The sequence below is a fragment of the Sphingobacteriales bacterium genome, from assembly GCA_016711285.1.
Lineage (GTDB): Bacteria > Bacteroidota > Bacteroidia > Chitinophagales > UBA2359 > JADJTG01.
The window spans coordinates 801,621-826,184 of sequence record JADJTG010000002.1; the positions used below are offsets into that span (position 1 = coordinate 801,621).

The window sequence follows — 24,564 nt, forward strand, 5'->3', positions numbered from 1 at the left end:
AAAATCACAATATTATTTTTTTTAAAAAAAGAGCAGATTGACAGAAAAAACACGCTGACATCTGCTCTTTTTGTGTATCAGGGGCAGATAGAAAAAGAAAAATTGACAATAAAATAAACTACTTCGCTCTGCTCGCTGTTGTTTTATTATTCAATCACCTGAAAAAAAGAAACAATTACTCCCCGTTTTTATTATCCTTTATATTTTTCTTTGAATTTTATGAAATGGAATTTTTCGTATAAAATTTATGGTTTATTTCTGTTATTTTGCCTGAGTGCGTGGCATTGTAACATCTTCAGAATACACCCCGAACATATAGAAATGCGCGATTTGGAGGGCAATGCGGTGCAATGGAGCGATGCACGGTTTAAAGACAAAACGATTTTATTGAATTTTTGGGCAACGTGGTGTCCGCCGTGTAATGAGGAGAAGCCGCTGTTGGAGGCAGCACGCCGCGAGTTAGAGCCTTTGGGGTATCAATTTGTGGTATTATCCGACGAAAAAACGGAAACACTCCAACACTATCGGCAACGCCACGATGACTATGGATTTTTGTATTGCCAGTCGCCCAAAAGCATCAAAATGTACGGCGTTTTGTATATTCCTCAAACATATATCATCAAAAACGGAAAAGTAGTAGCAAAGTTTGGCGGAGGGCAGCAATGGAACAGCCCCGAAATGCTGGCGGCTTTGAAGGCTTTTTTGTAAAGAAAAATATTTTTTACGGAATTTTAATGCGCCATATCGCGGCGGCGGGCATCTAAGCGCACCATCAAGAAGAGCAAAATCGTAAAACTGAGCAGCGAAGAACCGCCGTAGCTGATTAAAGGCAAAGGAATACCAATGATGGGTAAAATACCGATAGTCATTCCGATATTGACCAAAAAATGAAAAAAGAAAATAGAAGCCACGCCATAGCCGTAAATTCGGCTGAACTTGGACTTCTGTCGTTCGGCAACAAAAATAATTCTGATAAGAAAAGCCAAATACAGCAGAATAAAAATACTGCTGCCTGCAAAGCCCATTTCTTCGCCGATGGTACAAAAAATAAAATCAGTGCTGAGTTCGGGCACAAAATTTCCTTGGGTTTGCAGCCCTTGTAAATAACCTTTTCCCCACAAGCCACCCGCCCCGATAGCGATTTTTGATTGGTGGAGGTTATATCCCAAACCTTTGATGTCGTCCACTTTGCCGAGCAATACATCTATACGCCCTTTTTGGTGTGGTTTGAGCAATGAAGTATAAATATAACTGATAGAATGAACGTACAACATTGTCGCCAGCAACAAACTGATAACACCGAAAGAAGGACGATTGAGCTGATGGTACAACAAAAAAAACACTACCAAAGCACTACCCATCAATACCAATAAGGCAATTTCCCATTCTTGCCCTACCACAAAAGATAATACCAACAAAATAGCACTTGCTACAACAATGGTTATCCATTCGCGGCGTTTGTACCACAAAGCAGACACCGCAAATACATTAATAACGACAACTACAAACAGATTAACTAAGGCTTGTGAAAAAAACAAGGTACCAAAGAATAAAGCGATAAAAATAATACCCAATATCAAAAAAATAGAAGCCAGCCCTTCGCGATAAAGCGGCAATAGAAAGGCACTAAATACGAGGGCAGTACCCATATCGCCTTGTAAAATAATTAAAAACGCAGGGATAATAATGATAATGGCACTGATAATTTTGGGTTCTAAATAGCGGATATTTACGTTTAATCCGCTCAGATATTTAGCCAATGCCAAAGCGGTTGCCGTTTTTGCCAGTTCTGAGGGCTGAAAACGCCCAAATCCAAAATCAAACCACGAATGAGAACCCGCTATTTCTTTACCCAAAAACAATACAGCAACGAGCAGCAACAGCACCAAGCCATAAATCAGGTAAGCCGACAACGAAAAGAAACGATTATCGAACAGTTGAATTAAAAAAGCCACTATCACACTTCCCAAAGCCCAGGTAGTTTGCCTGCCTATACGCAAGTCCAGAAATTCCGACAAATTGAAGGTATCCCAAGACATAGGCTCGTAGTTGGCAGTAAGAATAGCTGCCAAGCCGAAACACACCAATAAAAAATATAATCCCACTAAAAGCCAGTCGGTGGCGGTAGAGGCTTCTAATGCTTGCTGACGGTTTGAATAAGCCATTATGAATGCTTACTTTTGCGGACAAAAGTAGTAAAAATACTTTGCATTTTAAGATTAACCACCTTTTGCCCGATTTATGAGTCCTGTTTTATCGGCCGCCGCCGTTTCTTTTAGTCCCTGGCTGCACGCTTTTCGTTTGCGCACCCTGCCACTTTCTTTGTCAAGCATATTTTTGGGCAGTTTTTTGGCAAAAAAAGAAGGGTGTTTCAGCAATAAAATTCTATTGTTGGCACTGCTGACTACGCTGTTGCTGCAAATTTTGTCCAATTTAGCCAACGACTATGGCGATAGTGTTTCGGGTGTAGATGCGCGGAGGAGTGTCGGACCTGCACGCGCCGTACAAAGTGGGGCAATAGCAGCGGCGGCGATGCTGCGAGCCATCATGGTGTGCGCTTTGTTGTGTTTGGTGTCGGGTATTGCGCTGATAGCGGCGGCAGGGCTGCCTCTGTTAAAGTCGCTACTGTTTTTGGGTTTGGGATTACTCGCCATTGCCGCCGCCATCAAATATACCGTGGGCAAACGTCCCTACGGCTACATCGGCTTGGGCGATATATCGGTATTTATATTTTTTGGCGTAGTGGGCGTATGCGGCACTTTCTATTTATTTTGTCATCATTGGGAGGCGGCACTGCTGCTACCCGCTACGGCGATAGGAGCTTTGAGCGTGGGCGTGCTGCATCTCAACAACATGCGCGACCGCACCGAAGATGCCCATAGCGGCAAAATAACAATGGCGGTGCGCTTGGGTGCGTATCGTTCCAAAATTTACCACACATTTTTACTATTGCTGCCCTTAATGAGTATGGCTGTGTATGTGTATCATTTCAACGAACCTGCCCAAATACAGCACTGGCTGTTTTTGCTCATTATTCCTTTGTTGTTCAGCAATTTGAATACCGTATGGCACACACAAGATCCCGCCGTTCTCAATCCTCTGCTCAAACAACTGGCACTCGGCACTTTTTTCTTTTCGCTGTTGGCTGGTATTTCTTTAAATATATAAACAACAGAAAACAACTCAGACAGAATAAAATATTTTTAATATTAAAAAAAAGTATGTACCTTTGCGGCAAAATTTAAATATTTAGGAGTAATTAAGCGTTACAAATTATTTAAGGTAATATTTTTATTGATATTTCTTTCATATCTGTTGTGTTGCTTTATTGTTCCTTTGTATTTCATTTTTTATCAAACACATAATTTTTAAAAAATGAGTATTAAAAAATCTTATTCTAAAAAACAAAGCACTTGCAAAGTGACTTTTTCATTGCCCAAAACTATTGAGGCTAAAAATATCGCATTGTTGGGCGATTTTAACAACTGGGACAGCAAGGCTACTCCGATGAGCTTGTCGCGCGGCAGCTACAAAGCTGAAGTAGAACTCGAAAAAGGCAGCGAATATCAATTTCGTTATTTGATTGACGGAACTCGCTGGGAAAATGACGAAGAAGCCGATAAATGGGTAGTTTCTCCGTTTGGCGCAGAAAATTCAGTAGTGACTATCTGATAAGTACAAGAGATTATTATTCAATGTAAAAAGGATTGTTTTGCAAGTCAAAACAATCCTTTTTTATTTTTGGCGTATTTCATTAAGAATACTGTAAGTTGATTATTTTTGTAGCCTAAAAATTATCACAACAACAAAAGTTTAATTTATTTTCTCTATCCCTTTTTAAATACACGCTCGGAAAGTTGAAAAACACCTATTACGACCTCATTAATCAAACCTATTATTTTCCTCAAACAGGTTTTGCATTAAACGACCACAGCTCTTTGCTTTTCAATGGTTTGGATTTAATGTCTGTGATTCGCGAATACGGCTCGCCATTGCGCATTTCTTTTTTGCCGAAAATCAGTTCACAAATTCAAAAAGCAAAGCGCATTTTCAACGACTCTATCAAAAAACTCCACTACAATGGACAATATTTTTATTGTTTTTGTACCAAAAGCTCTCATTTTTCTTTTGTATTAGATGAAGTGCTGAAAAATCAGGTGCATTTGGAGCTTTCAAGTGCGTATGATGTGGATTTGGTGCGCAAACTCTATGAGCGCGGCAGCCTGAATAAAGAGCAAATTATTATTTGCAATGGCTACAAACCCAAAGCCTATACCGACAATATTATCGCCTTGATACGGGACGGCTTCAAGAATGTAATTCCGGTGCTGGATAATTTAGACGAAATCAACGCTTATATAGAAGCCGGCGTGGAGTGCAGTTTGGGTATTCGTATTGCCGCCGACGAAGAACCTAATTTTGAGTTTTATACTTCGCGTTTGGGTATCCGCTACAGCGATATTGAACAGTTGTATTTAGAAAAAATAAAGCCTAATCCGAATTTGGAGCTTTCAATGTTGCATTTTTTCATCAACAAAGGCATACAGGATACGGTATATTATTGGAGCGAGTTGGCAAAAGTGTTGCGGGTATATTGCAGATTGCGCCAAATTAATCCCTATCTTACCAAACTCAATCTGGGCGGCGGCTTGCCTATTCAGTATTCCTTGGATTTTAATTATGATTATGAATATATGATAGAGGAGGTGGTGCGCCAAATACAACAAAAATGTCAAGATGAAAACGTACCCGTACCTGATTTATACACTGAATTTGGTAATTTTACGGTGGGAGAAAGCGGCGTAATAGTATTTAAAGTGTTGGGCGAAAAACTACAAAACGACAAAGAATTGTGGTATATGGTGGATAATTCGCTGATGACCACTATGCCGGATATTTATGGCATTTCACAAAAATTTATTGTATTGCCCATCAACCGGTGGAATCGCGAATATCGGCGAGTAAATATCGGTGGGCTAAGTTGCGACGGCAGCGACTACTACAACAGTGAAGTGAGCCAAAACCAAATTAACCTGCCGGTATATGATGCCAAAGAGCCTTTGTATGTGGGGTTTTTCATACGGGGCTTATCAGGAGTCTTTGTCGGGATTTGGTGGCACGAAGCACTGCCTCATTCCTTCCCCGAAATTGATATTGGTGGACGATGACGAACAAAACGGCGGTTTTACGAGCCGCGTATTTGCGCAGGAGCAAAAGCCGGAAGATATGTTGCGTATTTTGGGATATTAAAAAAAGACAAAGAGGCTGTTATTATTTTTAATAAAAAACAATAGCAGCTTCTTTTTTTTACCACAGTTCTTCTTTCAATTCCTCGTCATCTTGAATTTCTTCTTGCAGATGCTGATGTTGTAGGCGATAAGCTTGACGGGTTTGCATTTTTTGCATTTCTCGCTCAATAATAAGGTCGGCGAGTAAAAGAGGGGTAGCTTCTTCGCTGTGACTTACAAGCGTTTTTTTAATTTTTTCTTCGCTGATGTCCATAATGTAGAGCATCTGTAGGAGGCGTTCCATGTTGTTTTCTATGTGTTGCTGTACAACATCGGCTACATGAAGGCGCAAAGCGTCCAAATTATCAACAGGATGCTGCGCTAAGGCATCATCTTGGAGTTCTTTAGCAATTTGTTGTGCTAATTCTATTTGCACCATAGCGTTTTTTTGTATGTTTTGGAATTAGAAATAAGAATTATTTACCAGAAATACAATGAACTTTACTCCAAATATAACCTATATTTCATTGTTTTTTAAAAGCATTTTTAATAAGCGGCTTTAATTCTTCCAATATTTGCGGATTGGCGGCAATAATGCTTTTGCCAAATAAATAGTCATTACCGCCGCCGAAATCGGATATTTTTCCGCCGGCTTCTTTGACCAAACAAATGCCCGCCGCCACGTCCCACGCCTGCAAGCTGTATTCAAAAAAACCATCAAAACGCCCCGCCGCCACATAGCTCAAATCAACGGCTGCCGAGCCATGCCTCCTGATGCCGCGTGTGTGGCGCATCAGATGTTTCAGCACCGCCAAATAGCTGTCGCTGCCACTGTAATCGTAATACGGAAAACCCGTAGCCACCAAACTGTCGGCGAGCCGCCGACGAGCCGATACATTTATTTTTTTTCCGTTGCAAAATGCACCGCCGCCTTCCCACGCCGAAAACACTTCGCCTGATACCACTTCGTGTACTACTCCAATTACAGCTTCGTTCTTGTGCAATAGCGCAATACTCACCGAAAAAGGCGGTACGCCATGCACAAAATTGGTAGTACCGTCAAGCGGGTCAATTACCCACCGCCACTCCGCCTCCTGTTGAGCCACCGTATTTTCTTCGGTGATAAAAGCAGCTTCGGGAAAAGCCTTTTGCAAAGTTTGTACTATAATTTGCTCCGCCGTTCTGTCCACAAGCGACACCAACTGATTATGGCTTTTTTCTTCTACCTGCCATTGCTGACGGTTTTGGCTGTATTGCGAAATACACTTAGCCGCTTGCGCTGCCGCTTTAATGGCTTGTTTGCACAATTTTTCCAAAGGCGGCACAGACGGCGGTTTCATGTGTACCGTAGCAGAAGTGGCAGGTGCGGTGTTTACCGTTTTTTTGTTCTGGTTGCGCAACGCAATATCCATTGTGCGCCAATAAAAATCTTTAGAAACCCGCTGCCAAAAAGACGTATTTTTTCGTTGGAGCAATACTTCATAATGCCCCAAGTAATCGCAGTCCCAGTTGAGGGCAGTCCAATCGCTCATTGCATCTTTCATAGCATCGCGCAGGTCTAAAATTTCCATTTTATTCATACCATTTTCCTGCAACAAAGCGATGGTTTGCATTTGCTGTTCGGCAGAAGGAGTATGCTCCAAGAAAGGCTCATTGATAGCAGCCCAAATATCAAATCGTTGCACATCGGGCAGTTGGTGGGCGGCTGCAAAGGCAATTAGGGCGGCTGCATCGGTGGAGTTTAAGAAAATAACCTCATTGCGATTAATAATGATATGCGGCGGCTCGTTTTTGGTATTTACTTCCTGAATTTGCTCGGCAAAAATAAAAGGAGCTTTATGAACAGTAGCGGGCGCAAAAGGATAATCGCGTATTTCTATGGAATCGGAATGAAAAATGGTTTTCAAATATAAATCATCTTTTGTTTTTTAAATAAAAAATCAATTTTTCGGCGATAAATCAGTACGTTTTTGTTTTTTTGCTATAAAATATTTATTATCAAACATTTAAGTTTGTATAAAAAACCAATAAACAAAAAAAATAATATTTTAGGTTGAGTTGTGCTACAAATAAAACAAAAAATTTCGGCAAAATGTATTACCACCTGCCGAAATTTTTAATATTTTATTATTTATAAGCCTAAAGCCGCCATTGTTTCTTTATTCAAGTTACCGATAGGCAATTTATGATCTTGTTGGTATTTTACGAGTGCATTTTTTGTTTTGCTGCCCATAATACCGTCAATTGTGCCCACATCGTAGCCCTGTGCCTGTAATTTTTCCTGCAAATTTTTCACAAGTCCGTCACTCATATCTCTGGCACATACCACTTCGTACCAATTGGTATATCCGGCATTGTCAGCTACAATTTTGCTTTTGATAGTAGTATATTCCGCCGGAATTTCGATTTCGCGGGTGCGGGCGGGTTCTACTTCTACTTGTTTAGTGATGGTTTTGTATTCTGCCGGAATTTCTACTTCTTTGGTAGTGGCAGGCGTTTTGATGACCTGTTTTGTAACAGTTTTGTATTCTGCCGGAATTTCCACTTCTTTAGTCGTGGCAGGCGTTTTTGTTACTCTTTTGGTGATGGTTTTGTACTGTGCCGGCGTTTTTTCGTAGCACTGTACCATACAATCTTCGGGGTTCGCCGACAAGCAGGAAGGATCTACTTTTTTCTTCACCCAGCGACCGCTTTCGGGGCTTACCAAAATTTGCTCGCTGACATTTTCGTAAGTGGCGGGCACTTCGGTGAGTTTTTTCTCGGCGGGCTTCAGCAAAATTTGCTCGCTGACGGTTTCGTAAGTGGCAGGTACTACCACCAATTTACGGCTTGCTTCTTTTACCAATACCTGTTCGTTGCGCGTTTCGTAGCGTGCAGGTATAATTTCTACCCGTTTCGAAGCAGCTTTAGTCATTACGGATTCGGTAGTTTGTACTACACAATCGGGTATTTTACATTTGGCGTAGCATTTACCAAATTCGGGGTTGGGTGGCAAATCGTCTGAAACACCCTGAGCACTTGCCACCATAAAAGGAAGCACCCACAATAAGCTAAATAAATTTTTAATCATAATAAAAAAATAAATTATATGTATAAAATAGTATCTAATTTTTAATACAATAGTCCATATTAAACAACTACTTACAGAATATTGTCAATTGTTTTATTATACACAACAAATATATAAAAATAAATAATAAAGCAAAATAGACAAAGTACAGACAAAGTAGTAAGATAGTAAATCAAGGCAAAAGTTTATTGCAGGATTATTTTTTTTAAAAATTAATTTACAAAGCATTAAATAATAGCAATATTTCTATTTGATTATTAATAAAATATAGTTTTTCTTATTTTTGCTGCTGCTTATTTTATTTTTTACGACAACCATGAAAACAACCGGCGAACGGATTCGCTCAAAAATTTGGGACGAAGCCACTTTAATGCAGCACAGAGCTTTATGGCAAATTAAACCGCAAAAAGTGGTATTTACCAATGGCTGTTTTGATATAGTGCATAGCGGGCACTTGGATTATTTGCAAAAAGCTGCCGATATGGGCGATTTTTTGATAGTGGGCTTGAACAGCGATGCTTCGGTGCGCCGCCTCAAAGGAGTTGCACGCCCCATCAACGACGAAGCAGCACGCGCACTGCTGTTGGCATCGCTGGAATTTGTGGGGGCGGTGCTTATTTTTGAGGAAGACACCCCCTATCGCCTCATTCAACAAATACAGCCCGCCGTACTCGTAAAAGGCGGCGATTATGACTTGAAAGACATCATAGGAGCAGATGAGGTACAAGCGGCGGGCGGCATTGTGCAAACAATCCCGTTTATTCACTTCACTTCCACTACTCAAATGATAGAGCGACTTAAAAACGCCTAATTCACCGCTACAGTCGCTATTTGCTTCAAAAAGCCGTGCTACACGCAATTTTTATACTATCTTTGCCTTTTCAAAGCAAACAATTATCGTATTATTCCATTTAAAAACCGGTTTATGCAAATTACTTCAACCCTGATGATGATACGTCCGGTTCGTTTTGAGTTCAATGCTCAAACGGCGACATCTAATGCTTTTCAAGATGGCACGGCGCAAAACACAGCAGCGATTTCGCAGCAGCAGGCATTGACAGAGTTTGAAGCAATGGCGGCAATGTTGCGCTACAATGATATTGAAGTAGTCATTTTTGACGATACTCCGCAACCACATACACCCGACAGTATTTTTCCGAACAACTGGATTTCTTTTCACCGCAACGGCACTATTATATTGTATCCGATGGCAGCACCCAACCGGCGCGAAGAGCGGCGCAATGATATAGTAGCCGCTATGCAAGCACAATTTGGGTTTTCTTCCATAAAAGATTATTCCGGTTACGAGTCAAAAGAGATATTTTTGGAAGGAACCGGCAGTATGGTTCTCGACCGCGAAAATAAAATCGCCTATGCTTGTGTGTCGCCGCGCACCCATTTGTCGTTGCTGCAACAATGGTGCGCCGACCAAAACTACGCCTGCGAAGCCTTTACTGCCTTAGATGCGCAAGGCAAGGAAATTTATCATACCAACGTCATGATGTGCATCGGCGAAAAATTTGCGGTAGTGTGCTTGGAAAGTATCAGCGATTTGGGCGCACGCAACAACCTCGACAAGTCACTGGCGGCCACCGGTCACGAAGTAATCGCCATTACATTGGAGCAAATGAACCATTTTGCAGGCAATATGCTGCAAGTAAAAAATAAATACGACAAAGGATTTCTGGTGCTTTCTTCACAAGCCTACCACAGCCTCAACAACGAACAAGTGGAGCGCATCAGTCGCTATTGCGATATTCTGCACTCGCCCCTCCACACCATCGAAACACTCGGCGGCGGCAGTGCACGCTGTATGCTGGCAGAAGTATTTGCGCCCGATATTGCTTAATCTTTGTTAAAAAATTATTTAAAAAGCTGTTTTTATTGCTTTTTAAAAACAATATAATTTTTGCTTTGTCAATGCTTTACTGCAAAAACACATCATTTCAAATAAACACTAACAAAACATATCTTATCATTTTAAAATGGGTGGATTGATTTCGGCACTGCAACTGATATTAAGTTTATCGTTGCTGGTATTCATACACGAATTAGGACATTTTTTGGCGGCTCGCGCTTTCAATATACGAGTAGATAAATTTTTTATCTTTTTTGATGCCTGGGGCAAAAAACTATGGAGCAAAAAAGTAGGCGATACCGAATATGGCATCGGCTGGCTGCCTTTGGGCGGTTATGTAAAAATAGCAGGAATGGTAGATGAGTCAATGGATACCGAACAACTCAAACAAGAACCGCAACCCTGGGAATTTCGCAGCAAACCCGCCTGGCAACGCTTCATTGTGATGATTGGCGGTATTGTGATGAATATTTTGGCAGGTATCATCATTTTTGCTTTTTATTTAAAAAGTTACGAAAAAGAATATTTACCCGCTTCCGCACTCAAAAACGGCATTTACGCCTTTGAAGGGGGCGAAAAATTGGGTTTTCAAACAGGAGACAAACTCGTCGCCATCAACGGAAAATCGCGCGAACGCTACAAAGATTATACATCTATGGAAATGCTCTTCGGTGCTGATGTAGCGGTAGAGCGCAAAGGCGAAATCGTGCATATTCAACTGCCCGACACGCTTTTCCAAACCAAAGGCACAGATTATTTTGCGCCTTTTCATCACAAAATTCAGGTCGCCGCCGTTGCCGACAGTTCCAACGCTCAAAAAGCAGGTTTGAAAGACAGCGATTTTATTGTAGCTGTAAATGGTAAAATATTAGAGAATTACGGCGATTTGCGCACCGCTCTCCAAACCGCCAAAGACACCGTTGTGAGCTTGGACATTGAGCGCGAAGGCAAAATGCAAAGCCTCAACTGCTCCGTAGATACCGCCGGAAAAATCGGGTTTTATCCGTTTTTTGATTACAAAGCCGTCAATGCCACACACCCCTACGGTTTGGCAGAAAGTATGCGCTACGGCATCAAAGAAGGTTGGGACGCTATTTATTACAATGCCAAAGGATTTGCAATGATGTTTCAGGGAAAACTCAATCCGGCGACTTCGGTACAAAGCCCCATTGGTATGGCAAAATATTTCGGACCTAAATGGAACTGGCAACGCTTTTGGTATCTCACGGGTTTGTTGTCGTTTATTTTGGCATTTATGAACATTTTGCCCATTCCGGCTTTAGATGGCGGACACATGATGTTCATCGGTGTGGAGGCTATCACCGGTCGCCGCCTGAGCGATTCGTTTTTAGAAAAAGCACAAATGGTAGGTATGGCAATTTTGCTTCCTCTGATGCTGTTTGCAGTGGGTAAAGATTTATGGGAAATTATTTCCAATTTCTTATTCAAGTAGTTCTTTTTTATACACCTCATTATTTTTACACACGCCTTGTCATTTATTTATGACAAGGCGTGTGGCATTTTATGAGTAGAAATACAATAAAAATGACATTTTTTTGACAAAATATTATTTTTCCTCTTTAAAATAAGGTAATATTGTACTTTGCTTGTTTTTTTCCCCCTAAAAACTATACACTTGTATAACAAAGACAATGACAAATTTATTCACAACTACTTGTATCATTATGTTATGCGGTGCTGCCGCAAAAATATCAGCGCAAACGCCCTGTAGCGGAGGCAGTGCCGCCGGCTATCCCTGCAACAATGTTGATTATTACGCCCACCTGACACTACCACAAATGGGCGCACCCAGCCCTTTGGAAGGCAGCGGTTGCTGGGGTTGGACCAATACTTCCTCCGGCAGAGAGTATGCCCTGATGGGCTTAGAAAACGGTACTGCTTTCGTAGAAATTACCAATCCCGCCAATCCGGTACTAATAGGTAATTTGCCTACACAAACCGTTAATTCGGGTTGGCGCGAAATTAAAACCTATCAACATTATGCACTTATTGTAAGTGAAGCCAGCGGACACGGTCTGCAAATTTTTGATTTGAACCAATTGGATAACATCACCAATCCGCCCGTAAACTTTACGGCTTCGGCAGTATATACAGGTTTTGGCAAATGCCACAACATTGTAGTAAATGAAGCCAGCGGCTACGCTTATGGTGTGGGTACAAATACTTGCAGTGGCGGTTTGCATTTTGTCAATATCAACAATCCTTTGGCACCAGTCGGCGCAGGTTGTTTTTCCAGCGATGGCTATACCCACGATGCACAGTGTGTAATATACGAAGGACCTGATTGCGAGCATGTGGGTAAAGAAATTTGTATTTGCTCTAATAGCGACACCGAAACTATCGTTGATGTCACCAACAAAAGCGCACCCGTGATGATTTCGCGCACAGGTTATGCGGGCGAAGGTTATACGCATCAAGGGTGGCTTTCAGACGACCAACGCTATTTTGTAATGAATGATGAATACGATGAAATTCAGTTTGGACACAACACCAAAACTTACTTGTGGGATATGAGCGATTTAGATGCTCCCTTTGTTACCGAAACTTTATTGGCAAATACAGCGTGCATTGACCACAATGAATATTACAAAGGTGACCTCATTTATCAGGCAAATTATACCTGCGGACTTCGGATATTGCGCCACGCCGCCAATGCACCGCATTTGAGTCAGGTTGCTTATTTTGACGGCACTCCGGGCAGCAATGCGGCAACTTTCAATGCTACATGGAATGTTTATCCTTATTTTCCGAGCGGCAATGTTATTTTGGGAAATATTGAAGAGGGCTTGTATGTAGTACATCCCAATGTAACAGCCGGAGCTTTTCCTGCTGATGACGACCGCGACAATGACGGCTACGCCGCTTGTAATCCCGACTGTGATGATAATAACCCAAATGTGTGGACATCTTGCGCTACTTGTATAGACAACGACAATGACGGTTATTATGTCGGTTGCGATGCTTATATTACGGTGGACGGCCCTGATTGTGACGACACTACACCCTATGCCAACACCGACAGCGATAATGACGGTGTAGATAACTCCTGCGATATATGTGCAGGATTCAACGATTTATTAGATTTAGACAGCGACGGCATTCCCGATGGTTGCGATGCCATCAACAATTGCAATACGCAATATACCATCAACCAAAATTTTGTTTCCGGAGATAATGAATATATTTCTGCCGTAAATTATATCCAAGCTACCAACACAATAGAGAGCGGTGCGGTAATCATATATAATGCAGGAAATTACTGCGATTTATTACCCGAATTTTGGGCAAAATCCGGCTGCGATTTTCACGCATATATACAAGGCTGCACGCCTTCATTGCCGCCTGTTGCCGAAGATCCACTTCTTTTTGCTAAAGAAAATAATACAGCATCTTTGAATGTTCTTCTGCAAAAAGAAACAACTGCCGCCGCTTTGCAATTACAAATTTTTCCTAATCCCGCTGCTGCCGGAACTGCTGTCCGGGCGCAAGTTGTATCAGAAGCTGGAGGTTTTGTATTGAATGTGATGGATATACAAGGAAAAAAAGTAGCACAATGGGAAGTATTTCAAAGCGATGCGGGCGAAATATTTAGCTGGACATTGCCCTCTTTTTTACGGGCAGGAATATACATGGTGCAAGTGCAGGGGAAAAATAATGTTTGCAGCCGTAAATTTGTAGTGCAATAAAATTCAACAAAAAAGTGGAACTTGAAACTGTCACCCAAAAACGTTGGCGTTTGCTCTTGGGCAGCGATGCACAGGAAGCCTTGCCCTGCGATTTGAGCAACAACGAATTGGGAATTGATAAAAGTTTACAGGCTCTTTACGACAGCGACCGCAAAGGCGGTTTGGGGGCTTCTTCGCCACAGGTATCGCGTTGGTTGGGCGATATACGCACTTATTTCCCGAGCAGCGTGGTAAAGATTATCCAGCAAGATGCCCTCAAACGCCTCAATCTCACTGCCTTACTTACCGAACCCGAACTATTAGACGGTATCGTTCCCGATGTTCATTTGGTGGCAAATCTGATGAGTTTGAGTAAATTGATACCCGAAAAAACTAAAGCTACCGCCAAACAGGTCATCAAAAAAGTAGTAGATGAATTGATGCAGCGATTGTCGGCGAGTACTCAGCAGGCAATATCCGGCAGCCTGAACCGCGCTTTCCGCAATCGTCACCCAAAAATCAATGAAATCAACTGGAACGAAACCATTAAAGCCAACCTCAAACATTATCAGGCAGCCTATAAAACCATCGTTCCCGAAACACTCATCGGCTACGGCAGAAAAAGAAAATCGCTAAAAAATATTGTTTTGTGTATAGACCAAAGCGGTTCTATGGGTACTTCGGTGGTGTATTCGGGGATTTTTGGGGCGGTGATGGCATCTATCCCCGCCATTAAAACCAATATGGTGGTATTTGATACAGAAGTTGCCGACCTCAGCGAGCAACTCCAAGATCCGGTAGAATTGCTGTTTGGTGTGCAGTTGGGCGGCGGCACGGATATTGATAAAGCCCTGAGCTACTGCCAGCAAATCATCTCGCGCCCCAACGACACGATTTTGGTACTCATATCTGACCTGTACGAAGGCGGCAATGCGGCAGAAATGCGCAAACGCATCGCACAAATTGCTGCTTCGGGTGTGCAGATGTTGGTGCTGCTCGCGCTCAACGATGAAGGTGCGCCTTATTACGACCACGCCAACGCCGAATATTGTGCCGCTTTACAAATTCCCGTTTTTGCCTGTACCCCCGATTTATTTCCCGAACTGATGGCAAGTGCTATCAGCAAACAAGATATTCCCACTTGGGCGAGCAGCCAAAACATCAAAATAGCCTAAAATAATTGTCTGTTTTTTACAAAAAAAAACAATTATTTTTACAATAATTCCTTTATCAATATTTGTGCGGCGGGCAAATGCTGCCAATGACAAAGCACCAACTGACGCAACAATAAGCGTTTATAATCTGCCGTACCGCGTGCATCACTGATGGGTGCAATTTCTTCGTCAATGCGTATGAGGGCAGTTTTTCAATTTCCGGTATTGATGTTTTTTCCGCTTAAAAAATCGCAGGTTTGCCGTAAATATTTAGGAAAAGGGGCTACCCCACCCGCCGATAAATGCACTTGCTCAAAAGCATTGCCGTCCGGCGAAAGCGTAGCACTGAACGCCGAATTGACCGAAGCAATATCCAAATAAGTGCGTTTGCTCACTTTTTCAAAATTAAAAACACTGCGAGTCGGCGGCGGCACAAATTCAAAATGGGTAATCACTTCATCGGGAGTTTTATCTAAGGTTTTATAAGCCTTATAAAAATTTTTCAAAGCCACTTTACGTGCCTTACCTTCTTTATTTTTTAAATGTACATCGGTTTCCAACACCAACAAAAAAACCGACATATCGCCAATCGGCGAAGCATTCACCACATTGCCCGCCAGCGTAGCCATATTGCGAATGGGCGTTGAAGATACCATTTTTACATAGCGTTTCAAATCAGAGAAAAACGATTGTATCAATGGCGACTCCGACCATTCCGTCACTGTCACCGAAGCCCCCACTTCGCAATTGCTTTGTGCGTTGAGGCGGATTTGTTGAAAATCCTTGTGTTCGTACAACAATTCCAAAGGTGCGTGTTTTACGGCGTGGTGCTTTTGAACAATTAAATCTGTGCCGCCGCCGATATTTAAAAGAACGGACGACGAGGCAGTTGAATTTTTATTTTGTGCGGATAATTTTTCTTGCAAAGCCGCCAAACGCTGCGGAATTTCAACAAAATAATCAGGAATAAAATTATTTTGAGCCAGCCACTCCAAAGTTTGAGCAGCGGGTTTTTCCGCAATTTGCTCGCAAATAAGAGCCGCCGCCCGTTCAATGGATTTGTAGCCGGTGCAGCGACACACGTTACCATCTATGGAGGCGATGGCATTTTCGTAGTCTTTTTGGGTTGTATCCATCGCAAAACCCGTGAGCGACATCACAAAACCGATAGTACAAAAACCGCATTGTGTGCCCTGACACGCCACCATCGCCTCTTGCACAGGCGACAGATTTTCGCCGTTGATGCCCTCCACCGTCACAATATGTTTGCCGTGTGCATTGCCCAAAGGCATCAGGCAACTCGTCATAGAGCGATAGCGCAAGGTAGCGTTTTCAAAATCGCCAACCAATACGGTACAAGCACCGCAATCACCTTCGCGACAACCGATTTTAGTGCCGCGCAACCGCTTATGATAACGAACAAAATCCAACACCGTACTGCCCGCAGGCAAGTCGGTGCTGATATGCTGACGGTTGAGAATAAATTGTATCATTTAATAGCTGATTTTCTGTGTGCTTTCCGCCCATTTTTTAAAAGCCTCCAAAGCCTCATCGCGCATTATCTGCTGTGTGAAAATACTTCTTTTTTCCAAAGGTTTGGCGATTTCTTCGTAAATAAACTGGTCGTCAAAATCAATGGCGGCGGCATCGGCTTTTCCGTTGGCAAAATAGAGGCGGTCGGGGCGCGCCCAATAAATAGCTCCCAAACACATCGGGCAGGGTTCGCAGCTGCTGTAAATTTCGCAGCCCTCCAACTGAAAAGTCCCCAGTACGGCACAGGCATTGCGGATAGCCACCACTTCGGCGTGGGCGGTGGGGTCCTTGGCAGCCGTAACGCTGTTAGCCCCCCGCGCAATGATTTCGCCATTTTTTACCACCACAGCCCCAAAGGGACCACCACGCCCGCTTTCTACATTATCTATTGAAAGGCGTATGGCTTCTTGCATGAAAGTAGTGTTCATAAATCAAATAAAAGTATTTTTTAAATGAGGAGCTAAAGTACAATAAAAACAAAAACCCCGCTATCATTGAATACAAAAAATACTTTTCCGTTACTCATTTGCTTTGTTTTTCTTTTTAAACCATTGCTGAGGATTACCTAAATTTCTGCCGTAGTGAAATAAAATACCGCCATACCGTGCTTTGTTTTCTATATAACCGTGATAACCCTCTCCTGCTATCTTTGCGCTGTATGTATATTTTTTTAATACAGAAAGCCCGAAATTGTAGTATATCTCTGCATAGAAACGGTGTTTTTTATTTTGGAATGATATAAAAAACCATTGGAAACTACCAAATGTGGCGAAACACGATGTATTACTCTGACTCCCGTTCTATAAAAACTGATTTCACCGTTACTTCCTCCTGTCATGGGAGATGGAGAATGATATTGAATTTGATTTACTCCTAATCCACCGCCAATACAGTATTGAAATTTATTTTTTACTACACTAAGTTTTCTCTCATATAGAAGTCTATAATTATGTTCAAACATGCCTCCCTGATACTGCTTTTTTAAAATAGTGCTTGTTAATACACCCGCCGACACAGCGGGGGCATATTTTCCATATTTTAGGCGAAAGATATGTTTGGGGGTTTCATATACCACACCCAAAGCGCGCCCTACGGTAAAGGTCGGAAAAGACTGTAAGTAAGGTGTTGCAGGCTCTGAAGTTTGGTGCATTTTGTGCCAGCCCAAACTACCACCTAAAGAAATTTCGGCATAAAGTTGTTGCGCTACACAAAAATTTATTTGCAGCAACCAAAGGAAAGAGGCAGAAATGAAGAGAGAGAATTTCATAAATTTTAATATATAAAGGGTCTAAATATTAAACAGTAACAGGAATTTATGAAAACTCCCGTTACTATTGATTCGTTTTTTTATAACGATACTATTGACCTACTATTTCTTCTGTTTCTCTATATTCAGGCAGCAAAGTACAAACATTCGTAAAACCCACCCAAGTTTTTAATTTAAAAACAGATAGGCATCTTGTACCCTGATAGTGCATGTGTTCCCAAGAGGTGCCCCAATCTGCGAATTGTCCACAATCTAATATATCGGTAGCTGGAGGAGCATCCAAACAAACAACAGGTTTATAGCCCGCTCCCGCATTTTTACATCTTTTCTTCCATTCCGTATTATATCCGACACTAAAAGAAGTAGCATCATCAATACCCCAACAACTTATGCCGGAACTACATTTATGCTTAAATTTAGATTGTAGTTTGCGCCATACGCCATAACTGTTATAAATACTTTTCAATCTTATTTGGTAAGTATTTCCACTATTTTTCATTGTACAATATTCTTCTTTTTCCGTACCATCCTCTTTTTCTTGCTTACAAGTTTCACCACAGCCAAATATTCCTTTTTCCAAACCTTCAAACACATCATCATTAAAGCTATATATTTGTTCATTAGTTAAATTATTTGCTCTGTAATTAACCAAACTATATACCTTTATTTCTTTGCTACTCGGGAAAAATTTAAAATACCATTCCCCAATAATAATTTCATGATTAGCATTAATTGTTGATAATAATTTTTTGTCGTCAATATTAAATTGTTCTATTTTTTCATCTATCGCATTTGGATCTGTAGCTCCTGCAATAACCGTTTTATACAGACTGCTAAAGCCCGTCATAGCTTGTAGGCTCTTCAATTTAGTAGAGTCATCCAAAGATACCATATATTCTTCAAAATGTGCTTCATTTTTGAAATTTAAAATACCTTTTTCTATGGTAGGATTACCATAATCAACAGTTTGATCTACTCGTAAATTTTCATTCTCGTTTAAGTTATCCTTTTGGCAAGACCATAAAGAAAAGACGAATAAGACCAAAAATAATTGTGTAATTTTCATAAATATTTTTTAAAATTTGCCTACACTAACGCTTTCGGCATTTGCACCTTTTACTCTATTTGGTGGGTTTTCAAAGGTAACTTCTCCCCACTACAAATTTTGTGTCACCATTGCAATAAAAAAATATCTGTACACCTAATTTATCGGTAATACAAAGTTATCTGTTTTATAAAATAGCGTATATAACTAAAAATTCTAAAATAGAACCTGTAGTTCTAATTTAGAATTGATTAATTTTTGTTAAAAATAAGAAAAAATTTTTATTTAACAAGATAAAGCATATATTTGGAGTGATTAACTATAACTAATAAACTCTGCTATAAAAATTACTATGAATAATTTAGGAAAAAACATTCGTCATTTACGCGAGTTACGCAATTATACACAAGCGTATGTAGCAAGCCAATTGGGTATTTCTCAACGTGCTTATAGTAAAATAGAGCAATGTGCCGATAATATCTCTATGAAACGTCTGCAACATATTGCACAAATACTAAGTGTATCCGTAAAAGACATTATAGATTTTGAAGATAAATTATCTCGTATCCTAACGATTCCTACAGAAAATATATTGAAACTTCTGTAAAAACATACAATAAAAAACCTCTCCCCTACCGCCGTTCAAATTCCTGATGGCATTGCTTGATGGTATAAAGCAAATCGTAGGCAATGGCATTTAAAATAAAATCTTCGGGTAAATTGCAATAGCGCATCAGGGCTTCTAATTCGGCGGGGTCTTTGATGCCGGTGAGGAGCGATACCATTTCGGGGTTGTATTTTTTGGCAATGATACGCTTGCGTTCTTCGGCAGCAAAAATGCGCTCGCGTCGCCGTTCAAATTTACCTTCGCGGCTCACCATTTTATACAAATGCGTAAAAAGCCCCGTCACCGCCACACCATTTCCGCTGGAGGAGGGACCATAAGTAACATCATTGTTGCCGCCTAAGAGTGGCTTGGCGGTATTTTTGATTTCGGGCAAATTCAGAGGAAGTTCCTCTTTGGGCAGTTCCATTGCGATAGCGGCTTGCTTGAGGTCGTAGTAGGTTTTCCAAGGCACAATGATAACGGGTTTAAGAATATAGTCGCGGGGAGTCATAAAAATAGTGGGCATCAGTTGTTCGTAGTTGATGCTTTCATTGACGACCAAAGTGTCCATATCGTAGCCTAATGCCGAAAAAACAATCTGGTCGCCATCAACGCCGCCTACTACAAATTCTCCGTTTTCTCCGGTATAAGTAAACTGATTGCGCTGTACGTTGGCAATACTCGTATATTCCAAAGGGCTTTTGTCGTGTTCGGCAAGCACATGCCCCCGAATAATAATCCATCGCTTCAGCTCCTGCGCTTTTATATTGTTATTATTTATCAAAAAAGCACAGCAAGCCACAAGCCCTGCAATGATGTATCGTACAAAGTTTTTAATTGGCACCGGTTAGTTTTTTAAAAATGTCTTCCAAATTGCTTTGCTCTTTTTGAAGGGTAAGCAAAGTAAACCCGTTGGCTACGGAAAAACGATAGATGGCGGCGCGTAAATCCTCGTTGGAGGCACTGCTGAAATGCCAAATCTGAGGTGTGTCGCCCTGCCTTATAGTGGCTTCGCCGAAATATTGCCGGAGGCGTTCCGAAGAAATTATTTCGGCAAATTCTGCCAAAAAAGATACCTGCCCCGCCACCCGCGCCATAATTCGGTCGGTGGGGTCATCTGCCACTATTTTTCCTTGATTGATGATGATGATACGGTCGCAAACAGCCTGTACTTCTTGCAAAATATGTGTGCTAAACAAGACCGTTTTTTCTTTTCCCAAATTGCGAATGAGCTGGCGAATATCGTGCAGTTGGTTGGGGTCTAAGCCGGAGGTGGGTTCGTCCAAAATCAATACGGGCGGGTTGTGCAGAATCGCCTGCGCCAAGCCCACGCGCTGACGATAGCCTTTTGACAACTGCCCGATTTTTTTGTTGCTTTCCGGCGACAAACCGGTGGTAGCAATGACTTCTTCAATGCGGGTGCGTGCTTGCGGAAGGCGATAAATAGCTGCCACCGATTGCAAATATTCCCGCACATACATTTCCAAATACAAAGGATTGTGCTCGGGCAAATAACCGATGTGGCGACGTGCCTGTATGGGTTGTCGGGCAGCATCTATGCCATTTATCTGAATATCGCCGCTATCTGCCTGCAAATAGCCGCTTATCATACGCAAGGTGCTGCTCTTTCCTGCCCCGTTGGGTCCCAAAAAACCTACTACTTCCCCGTTTCGCAACGAAAAACTTACATTGCTCACAGCTTGTTGTTGTCCGAAGCGTTTATTTAATCCTTGTACTTCAACTGCCATATTTGAAAATTAAGTAAGCAAATTTGCTATATTTTACGCCGAAATCATCTGCTTTATTCCAAGCAGCACAGCATTTTTATCATTCTTTAACACAGAAAATTTTTCCTTTTCTTTACTGCAATATTTTAAACCACTGTGTGGCAACATTTTTTATTCGCCGCCGCTTTCGTCCATTTCCAATTCTTTGGTTTTGTCGCCGCTATCCAATTTAGAGTTAGAGCGCAATTTGGCTTCTGCTTTTTGGAGTTTTTCGCGGGCTTCTGCCATCAAATCGGGATCGCCGGTATAGTTGTCGGCAACGCTCTGATAAGTGGCTTTAGCTTGATAGAAGTCGTTCTTTTTTTCATAAATATCCCCTAACAAAACAAAAGCTTTGGCTACCCAATATACAAATCCGGGAGTTTCTCTGTCCACACGATAACAGGCATCTTTAGATTTATCGAGTTCATTTTGTTTAAAAGCAATATAAGCCAGCCAATAACGGGCTTCTGCGCCCATCTCGTTCGTATTGGCTTTGGCAACTTGTTCCATTTTACTTTTGGCATCGCTCCATTTGCTTTGCTCTATATACATTTTTCCTAAATAATAATGTGCTTCGGCGGCGTGTTCGTGGCTTACGTCATTGCTTGCCAGCAGTTGTTTGCCGTAAGTTTCAAGCTCGCTGAATTTGCGCAGTTCGTAGCAGGTGCGCACCATACCGCGCAATGCTTCCGCTTGTGTTTCTTTGTTGCTGCTGTTGTTTTTGAGAATCTGTTTGTAATAATCATACGCCGAAGCATAGTTTTTATTGATATAAAAAGCGATACGCGCTGCTTTATCCATTGCTTTTTCGCGAAATAAATTGCTGTTGCTTTGCAATACATAATCGTAGTCGGGCTGGGCATCGGTGTATTGTTTGTTGGCATACAGGCACTCGCCGCGATAAAAATGCGCATACAGTGCATTAGAGCCGTAAGGATAGCTATTGATATATTTAGTAAAATCGCGGATAGCAACAGTACAGTCGCCGCGCTCAAAAGCTACTTCGGCAAACTGATACAAATCTTTTTCCTGCTGCGAGGCGGTACTCTGCACCTGAACGGGAGCGCGTTTGAGAAAATCAAAATATTCATCGCTTTTGCCTAATGACAAATACACATCGCGTATATTCGTGAGGGCTTCTTTGGCTTCGGGCAAATCGGGCTGCTCGCTGATGAGGCGTTGGTAGGCTTGCAATGCTTCATTAAACATACCCAAATTGTAATATGCCAAACCTATTTCGTTGAGGGCGGTAGCATAGTATTTGCTGTCGGGATACGATTCTATCAACTGGCGGTAGGAAGCAATGGCACTGCGGTGGTCTTCCTGCAAAGCGTAGGTCACTGCCGTTTGATACACGGCATCATCTGCAAAATCGGAGTTGGTGTAGTTGCTTTTTACTTTTTGGAGTGTATTTATTTTTTGTGTATAATTTTTATTCAATCCGAAAATCATACCCGTTTGATACAGCGCATAATCCGCGCCGCTGCCACCGCGCTGCACCACTTCGTCGTAGCGTTGCTGGGCTTTTGGATAATTTTTTTGCATAAAATAGCAGTCGCCGCTACGCAAAATAGCATCGGCGAGGAGGCGTTCGCGGTTGCTCTGCTGCAATCCGGTGGCGGAGCGGTCGAAGTAGTCGCCTGCCTGTGCAAAATTTCGCTGTTTAAAATAGCAGTAGCCAATAGAATAATTGGCAGTTCCTACGTTGGCATCGGTATAGGTGAGCGACGAAGGGTTGGAGGTGATATAATTGCTGTATGCAGTAATGGCATCGGAAAAGCGGTTGTTTTTGAATAAAATTTCGGCTTTCCAAAAATTTGCCAAAGCATTCAGGTTGCGGTCTTGCGAATATTGCAGCGATTTATCAAAATTAATCAAAGCATTGTCATAATCGCGGCTATTGAACAAATCCACACCTCTATTGAAAGTGACGCGCTGATATGCCACCTGCAAAGCGGAAGTTTTATTGGGTATTTTTTCAATAATTTCAATGGCTTCGACGTAATTTTTGGAAGTATCAAAAAGTTTGCCGAGCAAATCCTGTGCTTCGCCAGAGTAGCGCGAATTAGGATAAGCAAAAATAAAATCTTTTAGGGTGTTGATAGCTTTTGAATATTGTTGGAGTTCATAAGCTACTTTTCCGGTGTTAAAAATCGCCGCTTCCTTGATTTCGGCATCAAAAGAAAGACGTGCGGCACTTTCAAAAGAAGCCAAGGCTTTTTCTTTTTCGTTGGTTTTTAAATAACAATCTGCCAAATGATACATAGCATTTTGCCCGATGCTATCCTGCAAAGTGTTGAGTTCCAAAAAGTTGGCAATGGCTTTATCATACAAACCAAATTGATATTGCGTAAATCCGAGAATATATAAATCTTCTTTGCTCACTTTGGCTGATTTTTCTACATAATACTGCAAATGCGGCAATGCTTTCTGATAGTTTTGCTGTTCATAATACACCTGCCCCACCATTTTGCGCAGTTCGCGCTCGTATTTCAGCCCTTTGTTGCTGAGTTTCGGCTCGGCATAGCTGATAACGCCGCCGTAATCTTTTTTCTGAAACATAATGAGCGTGATGTAATATGGCATCGCCGCCTGATATTTCTTTTCCTGCTCGGCGGCTCTGAAATACTGCAGAGCCTTGTCGTATTCTTTTTTATCGTATTCAATAAATCCGAGATAATAATTGGCATCGCCGCCATATTCGCCTTTGCCCGCTATTTTTTCAAAACGTTCTTTGGCTTTGTCAAAATTTTTGGAAACCAAATAGCCGTAAGCCACCATAAAATGCAGTTGGTTGCTTTCTTTGCTCGTCAAATCCTGCGGGTATGTTTGGTTTTCGAGGGCGATGATGCCGGCAAATTCTTTCTTTTTGAAAAAAATTTGTACCAACTCGTAGTTAGCGCGGCTGAGGTATTGGCGGTTGTTGCCGTAGTTGCGCGTAAATTCGGTGAGTAGATGCACCGTGTTGGGGTGGCGCAGTTTTTTGGCACAAATCGCCGCTTTGAAGGCAGCAGCAATGCGGTCGTCGTGGTCGGTGATATGGGTGGCAGCGTTGGCGGGCAATGCCAAAAACTCCTCAAATTTCTGTTGTGCGAGGCTGTAATTTTCGCGCTCAAAGGCTTCGCTGCCCTGCCGGTAGAGGCTGTTGCCCTCCTGATAAACGGCGGTATATTGAGCAAAAAGCGAAACGTGAGCAGCTATCAACAAGCAAAAGGCGATAAAATGGCGGCTATTCATGAAGATGTATTGCTGTAAATAAAAAAAAGATACTGACAATGAGCCAAACGAAATAATCAGGATAAAATTACGCCATTTTTTGAATGAATAGGCTCAAAATTTCAAAAAAA

General features: G+C 41.8%; 19 protein-coding genes and 2 pseudogenes. 10 read left to right on the top strand and 11 right to left on the bottom strand.

Annotated elements, in window-relative coordinates:
- Positions 1 to 219 precede the first annotated feature (219 nt).
- Positions 220 to 708 carry a TlpA family protein disulfide reductase gene (locus IPL35_03660; GenBank protein ID MBK8442552.1) on the top strand — a complete coding sequence of 163 codons (489 nt, stop codon included), beginning with the start codon at positions 220 to 222 and terminating at the stop codon, positions 706 to 708.
- A gap of 23 nt (positions 709 to 731) precedes the next feature.
- Here IPL35_03660 and rodA read toward each other — a convergent pair whose 3' ends face one another.
- Entirely contained in the window at positions 732 to 2,165 is a 1,434-nt protein-coding gene (gene rodA, locus IPL35_03665) for a rod shape-determining protein RodA (GenBank protein ID MBK8442553.1), read from the bottom strand.
- Between the two features lie 76 nt (positions 2,166 to 2,241).
- Here rodA and IPL35_03670 point away from each other — a divergent pair, with 76 nt between their 5' ends.
- The 3 genes and pseudogenes from IPL35_03670 to IPL35_03680 all read left to right on the top strand — a co-directional run bounded on the left by IPL35_03670 (position 2,242) and on the right by IPL35_03680 (position 5,250).
- Complete coding sequence (locus IPL35_03670) at positions 2,242 to 3,168, top strand: 1,4-dihydroxy-2-naphthoate polyprenyltransferase (GenBank protein MBK8442554.1); 927 nt, start codon at positions 2,242 to 2,244, stop codon at positions 3,166 to 3,168.
- A gap of 207 nt (positions 3,169 to 3,375) precedes the next feature.
- The gene (locus IPL35_03675; GenBank protein ID MBK8442555.1) at positions 3,376 to 3,672 is read left to right on the top strand and encodes an isoamylase early set domain-containing protein; all 297 of its coding nucleotides are present in this window, start codon (positions 3,376 to 3,378) and stop codon (positions 3,670 to 3,672) included.
- Positions 3,673 to 3,857: 185 nt separating this feature from the next.
- Positions 3,858 to 5,250: pseudogene (locus IPL35_03680) on the top strand (arginine decarboxylase).
- A gap of 57 nt (positions 5,251 to 5,307) precedes the next feature.
- Here the strand turns inward: IPL35_03680 and IPL35_03685 are convergent.
- The 3 genes from IPL35_03685 to IPL35_03695 form a co-directional block, all read right to left on the bottom strand.
- On the bottom strand, positions 5,308 to 5,667 hold the full coding sequence (locus IPL35_03685) for a hypothetical protein (protein ID MBK8442556.1): 360 nt from the start codon (positions 5,665 to 5,667) through the stop codon (positions 5,308 to 5,310).
- Positions 5,668 to 5,752: 85 nt separating this feature from the next.
- Positions 5,753 to 6,568 carry an inositol monophosphatase gene (locus IPL35_03690; GenBank protein ID MBK8442557.1) on the bottom strand — a complete coding sequence of 272 codons (816 nt, stop codon included), beginning with the start codon at positions 6,566 to 6,568 and terminating at the stop codon, positions 5,753 to 5,755.
- A gap of 791 nt (positions 6,569 to 7,359) precedes the next feature.
- Complete coding sequence (locus IPL35_03695; GenBank protein MBK8442558.1) at positions 7,360 to 8,295, bottom strand: peptidoglycan-binding protein; 936 nt, start codon at positions 8,293 to 8,295, stop codon at positions 7,360 to 7,362.
- A gap of 319 nt (positions 8,296 to 8,614) precedes the next feature.
- Here IPL35_03695 and rfaE2 point away from each other — a divergent pair, with 319 nt between their 5' ends.
- The 5 genes from rfaE2 (at position 8,615) to IPL35_03720 (ending at position 15,017) form a co-directional block, all read left to right on the top strand.
- The gene (gene rfaE2 / locus IPL35_03700) at positions 8,615 to 9,109 is read left to right on the top strand and encodes a D-glycero-beta-D-manno-heptose 1-phosphate adenylyltransferase (GenBank protein MBK8442559.1); all 495 of its coding nucleotides are present in this window, start codon (positions 8,615 to 8,617) and stop codon (positions 9,107 to 9,109) included.
- Positions 9,110 to 9,223: 114 nt separating this feature from the next.
- The gene (locus tag IPL35_03705) at positions 9,224 to 10,147 is read left to right on the top strand and encodes an amidinotransferase (GenBank protein MBK8442560.1); all 924 of its coding nucleotides are present in this window, start codon (positions 9,224 to 9,226) and stop codon (positions 10,145 to 10,147) included.
- Between the two features lie 136 nt (positions 10,148 to 10,283).
- A complete protein-coding gene (gene rseP, locus IPL35_03710) occupies positions 10,284 to 11,609 on the top strand; it encodes an RIP metalloprotease RseP (GenBank protein MBK8442561.1) in 1,326 nt (441 codons plus the stop codon).
- Between the two features lie 199 nt (positions 11,610 to 11,808).
- On the top strand, positions 11,809 to 13,863 hold the full coding sequence (locus IPL35_03715) for a choice-of-anchor B family protein (GenBank protein ID MBK8442562.1): 2,055 nt from the start codon (positions 11,809 to 11,811) through the stop codon (positions 13,861 to 13,863).
- A gap of 14 nt (positions 13,864 to 13,877) precedes the next feature.
- Positions 13,878 to 15,017: a VWA domain-containing protein gene (locus tag IPL35_03720; protein MBK8442563.1), complete on the top strand. Its 1,140-nt coding sequence runs from the start codon at positions 13,878 to 13,880 to the stop codon at positions 15,015 to 15,017.
- Positions 15,018 to 15,055: 38 nt separating this feature from the next.
- Here the strand turns inward: IPL35_03720 and IPL35_03725 are convergent.
- From IPL35_03725 to IPL35_03740, 4 genes and pseudogenes are all read right to left on the bottom strand, one after another.
- Positions 15,056 to 16,489: pseudogene (locus IPL35_03725) on the bottom strand (FAD binding domain-containing protein).
- Positions 16,490 to 16,957: a nucleoside deaminase gene (locus IPL35_03730; GenBank protein ID MBK8442564.1), complete on the bottom strand. Its 468-nt coding sequence runs from the start codon at positions 16,955 to 16,957 to the stop codon at positions 16,490 to 16,492.
- A gap of 242 nt (positions 16,958 to 17,199) precedes the next feature.
- On the bottom strand, positions 17,200 to 17,796 hold the full coding sequence (locus IPL35_03735) for a hypothetical protein (GenBank protein ID MBK8442565.1): 597 nt from the start codon (positions 17,794 to 17,796) through the stop codon (positions 17,200 to 17,202).
- A 91-nt stretch (positions 17,797 to 17,887) separates the two neighbouring features.
- Positions 17,888 to 18,862 carry a hypothetical protein gene (locus IPL35_03740; protein ID MBK8442566.1) on the bottom strand — a complete coding sequence of 325 codons (975 nt, stop codon included), beginning with the start codon at positions 18,860 to 18,862 and terminating at the stop codon, positions 17,888 to 17,890.
- A gap of 331 nt (positions 18,863 to 19,193) precedes the next feature.
- Here IPL35_03740 and IPL35_03745 point away from each other — a divergent pair, with 331 nt between their 5' ends.
- On the top strand, positions 19,194 to 19,448 hold the full coding sequence (locus IPL35_03745) for a helix-turn-helix transcriptional regulator (GenBank protein MBK8442567.1): 255 nt from the start codon (positions 19,194 to 19,196) through the stop codon (positions 19,446 to 19,448).
- A 25-nt stretch (positions 19,449 to 19,473) separates the two neighbouring features.
- Here the strand turns inward: IPL35_03745 and IPL35_03750 are convergent, their stop codons facing one another.
- The 3 genes from IPL35_03750 to IPL35_03760 form a co-directional block, all read right to left on the bottom strand.
- Positions 19,474 to 20,292, bottom strand: a complete 819-nt coding sequence (locus IPL35_03750; protein ID MBK8442568.1) for a hypothetical protein — start codon at positions 20,290 to 20,292, stop codon at positions 19,474 to 19,476.
- Positions 20,282 to 21,196, bottom strand: a complete 915-nt coding sequence (locus tag IPL35_03755; protein MBK8442569.1) for an ATP-binding cassette domain-containing protein — start codon at positions 21,194 to 21,196, stop codon at positions 20,282 to 20,284. The genes IPL35_03750 and IPL35_03755 overlap by 11 nt, the downstream gene beginning before the upstream one ends.
- A 150-nt stretch (positions 21,197 to 21,346) precedes the next feature.
- Positions 21,347 to 24,454, bottom strand: a complete 3,108-nt coding sequence (locus tag IPL35_03760; GenBank protein MBK8442570.1) for a tetratricopeptide repeat protein — start codon at positions 24,452 to 24,454, stop codon at positions 21,347 to 21,349.
- Positions 24,455 to 24,564 lie beyond the last annotated feature (110 nt).